Below are 8,039 nucleotides of genomic sequence, written 5' to 3' on the forward strand. Positions count from 1 at the left end.
GTTGCACTTGGTTTGACAATCTAAGGAGGCTGGATAGTCTCTGCTAATTCTAAATATCTACCACAAAACAAGGTATGTTCTAACTCCACAAGCCCTAATTTATCAATCTCACCTTTACCCACAGACAAAATTGAAAAACCCTAATTTACGGAACTCACCTTAACACACAAAAGGATTTTAAAAAAATAATTATATGGAAATTAAAATCAAACAACTAAACAAAGTAATCAACAATAAAATAACACAAAACAAAAAGGACTGATGGATAACAAATATCTTTCAGTCCTTTTATTCTTCTTTAATTTTTCTTTTTTTGATTGCTGATGTAATAACGAATGCAAGTGCTAAAAGCAAAACAACCGAAGCTACAATTACAATAACTGCAAATCCCATTTCTTTTGATAAACTGCTTTCATCATTAACATTAACTTTAGCCGGTTTCTGGTCACTAGGAGGAGTTTTTTCGTATACAACAGAATCAAACTCACTGTTATCTTTCCATTCTGCTATAGCACAATACTTACCGGGACTAACCGGATTACTCTGGGTCTCCCCATTGCACACAACAATGTCACCGATACAACTTAAGTCAAAATAAAGGTCATAAGTTTGGTTGCCAATATTATTACTAAAGATAACGGCATAAGTTCTGCCTTTCTTTAAGCCACCCTCTAGTTCATTACTTGCTTTCAGCTTATCCAAATCATAGTACCATACATCATCTTTATATTTTTCGCACTTTTCACTTTTGGATTGCCAGCCGAAAAACTCACCACCACCGGCTTCCCAAATGTGACAATATAATATTTGACCATCGCCCCAAGCATTTTTGCCGGTTGTTGGCACTTTAAAATATATTACACTTTTATTTTTAATTGGTTCTGTCTTTTCTTCTTTTGCAGAAGCAAATGTAGTTAAACTAAATATAGAAGAAAAAACTAACAGTGTCATCAACAAACACCCAACGATTTTTTTCATCTTTACCTCAATATTACTAATATATCATACGTCCATTATATCCTACTATAATAGATTATTATAACCATATACTTTAAGTTATAAAGCAAAATATATTAATGAATCATAAATAATTTATGAACCGGAACAAAAAAGTGGTAGATTAAAAATAACCTACCACTATCATTGTATAGGGTATTATGCCCAATTTAGTGTATCGTTATATACATTAATGTAGTCTTGTGCACTTCTATCCCATGAGTTATCACTCATCATTGCACGCCACATTAACTGATGCCAACCCCAATCATCCTTGATACCGGCAAGTGCTCTCTTAACTGCATTGCACATATCAGCAATGTCATAGTTCTTAAATGTAAAGCCATTACCATAGTTATCAGCTGAGTCAAATACGGAGTCTTTTAGACCACCAACTTCACGAACAACAGGAATTGTACCGTAACGAAGAGCAATCATCTGTGATAGACCACAAGGTTCTTGCTTTGAAGGCATTAGGAAAATATCAGAACCAGAATAAATCTTTCTTGCTAATTCAGGAACAAAGCCATGACAGAAAGAAACTCTGCCAGGATAATCCCAAGCTAACTGATTGAAGAAATCCTCATATTCCTGGTCACCTGAACCAAGAATAACAAACTGCATATTTTCTGTATTTAGTAGGTCACGAATACCACCACGAACAAGGTCAAGACCTTTGTGGCTAACCAGACGAGTAACCATAGAAACGATAGGAACATCCCATCTCTGTTCAAGGTTAAGTCTTTCCTGTAACTTCTGCTTACAAATGCCCTTACCTGACATATCATCCTTAGTATAGTTAGCATATAGCTGATAGTCAGTTGCAGGGTCATAAGATGCACAGTCAATACCGTTAAGAATACCACAAAGTTTCCAATGGTTTCTGTTTAGAGATGCTTCCAAACCATAAGCAAACCAAGGGTCTTTGATTTCTGCTGCATAAGAAGGTGAAACTGTTGTAACTCTTGTTGAGCATTCAATAGCACCCTTCATCATATTTAGCTTACCGTCCATTTCAATAATCTTGGTTTCTGTTGGAGGAACACCAACACATTCTGTGTTAACTTCCCAACCATACTTACCTTGATACTGAATATTATGGATAGTAAATACACTCTTAATGTTGTAGTACCATGGGTTCTTACTATAGAATAGATAGTAATAAACAGGTACAAGAGCTGTCTGCCAGTCGTTACAATGAATAATGTCCGGATGGAAATCAATGTATGGTAACATTTCCATAATAGCACGAGAGAAGAAAGCAAATCTTTCTGCATCATCATAATAACCGTATAGGTTATCTCTGTTAAAGTAATATTCATTGTCAATAAAGTAATATGTACAACCGTTCCACTGTGCCCAGAAAAGACCACAATACTGGCTTCTCCAACCTACAGGAACCCAAAAGTTAGTAATGTACTGTAACTGACATCTTAGGTCATATGGCATTGAGCCATATAGAGGAACAACAATTCTGCAGTCCTGACCCTTTCTATTTAAAGTATGTGGTAAACTACCTGCCACATCAGCAAGACCACCACTACCACAAAACGGATTAGCTTCACTTGCACAATATAAAATTCTCATCTCAATTACCTCCTATTAAGATTATATTATAAGTATAACATATACTGAGAAAAATACAAGACTAAGAAATAACTGAGCCTTTTTCAATATATACCGGATAGTTAGGTGCACCCATTAGTTGTTCACCTTCAGCAATGTTACAGTCCTTATCAATAATAACATTGTTGATTGTAGCATTGTCACCGATTACGCTATCCTGCATAATAATAGAGTTCTTAACCTTAGTATTCTGACCTATGTAAACACCCTTTGAGATAATACAGTTTTCAACTTCGCCATTAATAATACAACCTTGAGCAATTAAGCTACCCTTAACTGAACAATCAAAGCCATATCTTGATGGTCTGTCATCTCTAACCTTAGTGTAGATAGGTCTTTCCGGATTGAACAAATCTGCTCTTACTTCAGGATTCATTAAATCCATAGAAATATTGTAGTAATCCTGCATTGAGCAAATTGTCTTTAAGAAACCTTTATGTTCATAACCACAAACCTTGTATTTTTCTAAATCAAAGTTTAGGAATAACTTTCTATAGTCAATGTTATTTGTACTTACACATTGCTTAACAATAGATATTAGTAGGTCTTTTTTAATTAAGATAGAACCGGAAATTAGGTTACATTCACCGGTAACAGGTGGATTAATCTGTAATTTCTTAATTCTCTTATCATCATCAATTTCAGCAACCATTGGATAAGACTTGTTGTTATTAATATCCTGATACTGATAACAGAATGTAACATCAGCACCTGTCTGAGTGTGTTGATAATACATCTTTTGATAATCAATATTTGCAATAAAGTTTGTGCTACAAATCAAAACTTCTTCTTCAGAACCATTTTCAATATAACCATGAAGGCTGTCCAAAGTTTCCAGCACATTATCAAAACTTTTGCCACTAAAAGGTGGTAAAATTGTAAGTCCACTTTTTCTCTTTGATAAATCCCAAGCATTACCGTTACCTACATGGTCCATAAGGCTAAAGTAATGAGATGATGCAACAATACCAACATTGTTAATACCGGCATTGCTCATATTAGAAAGTGGAAAATCAATTAGTCTGTATTTTCCTCCAAAAGGTACACTAGCCATAGTTCTCTTGTTAGTTAGCTGACTAATACAACCCTCATTAGTGTTTGAAAAAATAAGACCAAGAACATTGTTACTTCTATTCATTATTCTGCCTCCAAATCTTCACCAATCATAGCTGCAGGTGGAACAACAACATTGTCACCAATATGTAGGTCATCACCGATAACTGCAATACCCCATTTATCCTTATCTTCTGCATCTTCAGGGTTGCCACCGATTACTGCGTTACAACCGATTACAGTATTTTCAGATACAATAGAATATTTAATATCGGCATTTGCCTTAACAACTGTATTAGGCATAATAATAGAATAATCTACCTTAGCACCCTTTTCAATCTTAACACCGGGGAATAGGATTGAATTCTCAACTTCACCCTCAACAATACAACCATCAGAGATGTTAGAATTTTTGACAGTAGCAGTTTCAGATACATAGTGAGGTGGGAACATAGGGTTTTTACTGTAAATATCTCTTAAGTCCAGCTTTAGGTTAGGGTCTAGAAGATCCATATTAGCATCCCAAAGTGACTCAACAGTACCTACATCTTTCCAATAACCCTCAAATGGATAAGCAAACATTCTTTCACCGGCATTTAACATTGCAGGTAGAACATCCTTACCAAAGTCGTTACTGCTGTTTTCATTTTCAGCATCTTCAATTAAATATTTTCTTAGTTTTTTCCAACTAAATACATAAATACCCATTGAGGCATTTGTACTCTTTGGATGAGCCGGTTTTTCTTCAAATTCATAGATAGAACCATCTTCGTTAGTATTTAGAATACCAAAACGAGATGCCTCTTCAAGAGAAACATCAATAACTGCAATAGTACAAGCAGCATCATGTTCTTTGTGGAACTTAATCATATCTGCGTAATCCATCTTATAAATATGGTCACCGGAAAGTACCACAACATACTCAGGGTTATACCTATCAATATAGCTTATATTCTGATAAATTGCATTAGCAGTACCAGAATACCATTCAGAGCCTTTCTTAGACTCGTAAGGGCTAAGACAAGTAACCCCAGAATTCATACCATCAAGTTCCCATGGTTGACCATTGCCAATATATTCGTTAAGTACAAGTGGCTGATACTGTGTCAAAACACCAACAGCCTCAATACCTGAATTTGCACAGTTGGACAATGGGAAATCAATGATTCTGTATTTTCCTCCGAAAGGAACGGCAGGTTTAGCAATCTTCTTAGTTAATACACCAAGACGAGAGCCCTGTCCACCGGCAAGAAGCATAGCTACTACTTCTTTCTTTGGTAACATCATAATTCCTCCAGTACATTAATTTCTAAACGGAAAAAGCCGTACAATATTTATTTTAACATCTAGGTTATGTCGTAAATTATCAAATCACATTGAGCCTATTATACTTTTCTTCCTATTTTTTATTAACCTTAACTATATTATATTACAAAAATTTCATTTTTGCTATTGATTTTATACATAACAAATTCTTCAATTTTTGTGCAATATAACGTATACAATAATAATATATTTTTATATTTTCGTCAAGTGAATGAATTTATTATATAAAATAAACTATTTAAAAGGCAAAAATCCCATTACAATGGGATTTTTATACATTTTATTATTTTATTTTCTAGGAGTATCACCTCTAGAGATTTCAATACTGTAATCAAAATTTTTCAAAGATTTTTCAAGTTCCTTAACCATCTCTCCCGATTCTTTACCTGTACTTAATTTTCCATCATATAAAGTGTAATGTTCCTTAGCAAATTGTGGAGATAAATTTGGCATTACAACATTTCCTCCATACAAAATTCCAAGAATTCTGCCTTTAGGGTCAATTGTACTAAGTGCAGTTGTTGATGGAAGTAACACATCATTAATCATAAGTCTGATTATCCCTAAAGTTCTCAAAGTCAACTTTAAGTCACCAATAGGTTTATCTCTAAAGTCAGTATCTTTATGTGGTACAAATGGTCCTATGCCAATCATATGTGGCATAAATTTCTGAAAAAATCTGAGGTCAAGAATAATATCATCAACAGTTTGATAAGGTGAACCTATCATAATCCCACAACCTACTTGATAGCCGATTTTCTTCAGATTATATAAACATTGTATTCTATTTTCCAAACTCATTTCTTGTGGATGAAGTTTTCTGTAATGTAACGGATTTGAGGTTTCTTCTCTCAGTAAAAACCTATCAGCACCTGCATCATAATATTTCTTGTAACTTTCATAACTTCTTTCACCTATTGACAAAGTTACTGCACAATCACTAAAGTTGCTTTTTATTTCACTTACGATACTACAAATGTCATCGTCAGAATAGTGAAAATCTTCACCACCTTGCAAAACAAAAGTCCTAAAGCCAAGTACATAACCTTTTTTGCAACAATCAAGTATCTGTTCTTTTGTCAATCTATATCTACAAATATTTTTGTTACTTCTTCTGATTCCACAGTAATAACAATCATTCTTACAGTAGTTACTGACCTCAATTAACCCTCTGATATACACATTTTTTCCAAAGACTTTATCTCTAACTTTTTGTGCATACTTTTGCAAAGCTTTATCAACCTTGCTATCAGTAGTTAAAAGAATTTCTTTCAGTTCACTATCTGTTAAGTTGTGTTCTCTGTATAATTTTTCTACCAAATTAACTGTACTCATATTTTTCACCTAAGAATATTTTACAGACAGTTTAAGAGAAAATCAACACCTTTCACAAAAGGAAATAGGCTATCCATAAAGGATAGCCAAAGAAGGTATAATTTTAAGGTATTTTTATAGATTTTTATTTTTAAATTAAACTAATGATGCACCAAGTGCTTTACAATTTGCAATAGCATCATCATCCGGTGCATCATTACAAATTACACTTTCTGTTGCAAGAACTGCACCGTCAGAAGTACAAGTCTCTTCCCAGTTACGCATCCATTCACCATCGCCCCAACCATATGAACCGAATAAAGCGATTTTCTTACCATTTAGTGATGATTCACAACCATTAAACATAGGTTCGAATTCTTCATCCTCAAGAACTTCAGCACCCATTGCAGGACAACCAAAAGCAATAGCATCAAAGTCATTGACCATATCACCGTTAAAGCTATCAGCAGTATAAAGTGTTGCGTTACCGCCGTTTTCATTTACACCATCAGCTACTGCATTAGCCATAACTTCTGTGTTACCTGTACCACTCCAGTATACAACTGCAATCTTACTCATTTATATCTCTTCCTTTCTAAGCTGAAACAGTAAGTTTTTCAAGTGAAAAACCTTGTTTCCATTTTAAGTAATAAATACGAGAGCATTTCTTAAATTTTGCAAATTTTTTCAAGGCTTCTTTCTCATCACCATAAACTTTCCAACAACCTGTACACTTTGAACAAGCACCCTTGTTGCAAATAAAACCGTAAACATCCTCAGGGGGATAACCGAGGAAAAGTCCGATTTCGTGGGGAAATTCACAAGAAGTTTTTACTCTCCTCTTTAACTGAGCAATACAACTTTCAACATCAATACTGTTGTATCCTTGCATTCTAAGCAAAAACTCAGCATAAGGAGTTGACAAGTCACTTTTTAACTTATTTTTGCGATACAAGTATAGCAATGCTCTGTTGTTAGAATAGTTCAGCAGAATAAGTTTTATTCCTTTTTTAGAAAGTATCTTGTTGTATGTATTTACAAAATTTATGGCTTCCTTCTCGCTGCTGCAAGAGCAGTTAAAAAGGTTGCCTGTTTTTAGTCCGGCTAATGTTGGTGAGCAATGCTTGACTAATAAATCCTCTGACATATTTATCATTCCTTTATTAAGGAAATTTTATAGTTAGCATTTGCTAACTATAAAGTAAAAATAAAAGTTTTTCATAAGAAAAACTTGAAAGCAAAATCATGATTTAGAGGGCTATGGTTTCCCATAGCACCTCTAAACTTAGGAACAGCTGTATGCAGAACTGTTCCTTTAAGGAGAAAAGAGTTTGCTGAACAATTAATTGGCATTTTAATTATTCGGCGAAGTTAGTTTTGTTGTCACATTTCAGCAAGAAGTATACACCAAAAAAATAAATAGAGTTCACATGGGTTTGTTGTGACAACAAAGTAAAAACATAATGTAATAATGTTTCTGTACTTGGTTAGCTTTTGCTAACCACAACTATATATTACTCTATCCTTTCCTCTATGTCAATAAAAATTTTATTATATTTTTCTTTTTGTAAGTTTGTACAAACAAAGCAGTTAGCCTACACTAACTACTTGTGCATTTTGCTTTTTCTTGTACATTATAATCGGTTTTTTAGTTTTGATTTTAGGTAAAGACAAAAACGATGTTCGCCCCTACTGTGTAACTCATAATTTTTCTTATATTTTAT

General features: G+C 33.9%; 7 protein-coding genes. All 7 read right to left on the reverse strand.

The window, feature by feature from the left end:
* Nucleotides 1-288 precede the first annotated feature (288 nt).
* The 7 genes from WMO18_RS10110 to WMO18_RS10140 all read right to left on the reverse strand — a co-directional run bounded on the left by WMO18_RS10110 (nucleotide 289) and on the right by WMO18_RS10140 (nucleotide 7,462).
* Nucleotides 289-951, reverse strand: a complete 663-nt coding sequence (locus tag WMO18_RS10110) for a hypothetical protein (RefSeq protein ID WP_211147106.1) — start codon at nucleotides 949-951, stop codon at nucleotides 289-291.
* A gap of 204 nt (nucleotides 952-1,155) precedes the next feature.
* Complete coding sequence (locus WMO18_RS10115; protein WP_211147107.1) at nucleotides 1,156-2,583, reverse strand: glycogen synthase; 1,428 nt, start codon at nucleotides 2,581-2,583, stop codon at nucleotides 1,156-1,158.
* Between the two features lie 61 nt (nucleotides 2,584-2,644).
* Complete coding sequence (gene glgD, locus WMO18_RS10120) at nucleotides 2,645-3,760, reverse strand: glucose-1-phosphate adenylyltransferase subunit GlgD (protein ID WP_211147108.1); 1,116 nt, start codon at nucleotides 3,758-3,760, stop codon at nucleotides 2,645-2,647.
* The gene (locus WMO18_RS10125) at nucleotides 3,760-4,959 is read right to left on the reverse strand and encodes a glucose-1-phosphate adenylyltransferase (protein ID WP_211147179.1); all 1,200 of its coding nucleotides are present in this window, start codon (nucleotides 4,957-4,959) and stop codon (nucleotides 3,760-3,762) included. Before WMO18_RS10125 ends, glgD begins: the two co-directional genes overlap by 1 nt.
* A 330-nt stretch (nucleotides 4,960-5,289) precedes the next feature.
* Complete coding sequence (gene hydE / locus WMO18_RS10130) at nucleotides 5,290-6,336, reverse strand: [FeFe] hydrogenase H-cluster radical SAM maturase HydE (protein WP_022505494.1); 1,047 nt, start codon at nucleotides 6,334-6,336, stop codon at nucleotides 5,290-5,292.
* A 135-nt stretch (nucleotides 6,337-6,471) separates the two neighbouring features.
* Nucleotides 6,472-6,894 carry a flavodoxin gene (locus WMO18_RS10135; protein WP_022505495.1) on the reverse strand — a complete coding sequence of 141 codons (423 nt, stop codon included), beginning with the start codon at nucleotides 6,892-6,894 and terminating at the stop codon, nucleotides 6,472-6,474.
* 16 nt (nucleotides 6,895-6,910) lie between these two features.
* Complete coding sequence (locus tag WMO18_RS10140; protein WP_022505496.1) at nucleotides 6,911-7,462, reverse strand: DUF3793 family protein; 552 nt, start codon at nucleotides 7,460-7,462, stop codon at nucleotides 6,911-6,913.
* Between the last annotated feature and the right edge of the window lie 577 nt (nucleotides 7,463-8,039).

It is taken from the genome of Ruminococcoides intestinihominis (genome assembly GCF_040096285.1).
Taxonomy (GTDB): domain Bacteria; phylum Bacillota; class Clostridia; order Oscillospirales; family Acutalibacteraceae; genus Ruminococcoides; species Ruminococcoides intestinihominis.

Bases quoted from the DNA above. Each gene is read 5' to 3' on its own strand.
- WMO18_RS10115 (WP_211147107.1), bottom strand. From the start codon at position 2,583: ATGAGAATTTTATATTGTGCAAGTGAAGCTAATCCGTTTTGTGGTAGT.
- WMO18_RS10140 (WP_022505496.1), bottom strand. From the start codon at position 7,462: ATGTCAGAGGATTTATTAGTCAAGCATTGCTCACCAACATTAGCCGGA.
- hydE (WP_022505494.1), bottom strand. From the start codon at position 6,336: ATGAGTACAGTTAATTTGGTAGAAAAATTATACAGAGAACACAACTTA.
- WMO18_RS10135 (WP_022505495.1), bottom strand. From the start codon at position 6,894: ATGAGTAAGATTGCAGTTGTATACTGGAGTGGTACAGGTAACACAGAA.
- WMO18_RS10110 (WP_211147106.1), bottom strand. From the start codon at position 951: ATGACACTGTTAGTTTTTTCTTCTATATTTAGTTTAACTACATTTGCT.
- WMO18_RS10125 (WP_211147179.1), bottom strand. From the start codon at position 4,959: ATGTTACCAAAGAAAGAAGTAGTAGCTATGCTTCTTGCCGGTGGACAG.
- glgD (WP_211147108.1), bottom strand. From the start codon at position 3,760: ATGAATAGAAGTAACAATGTTCTTGGTCTTATTTTTTCAAACACTAAT.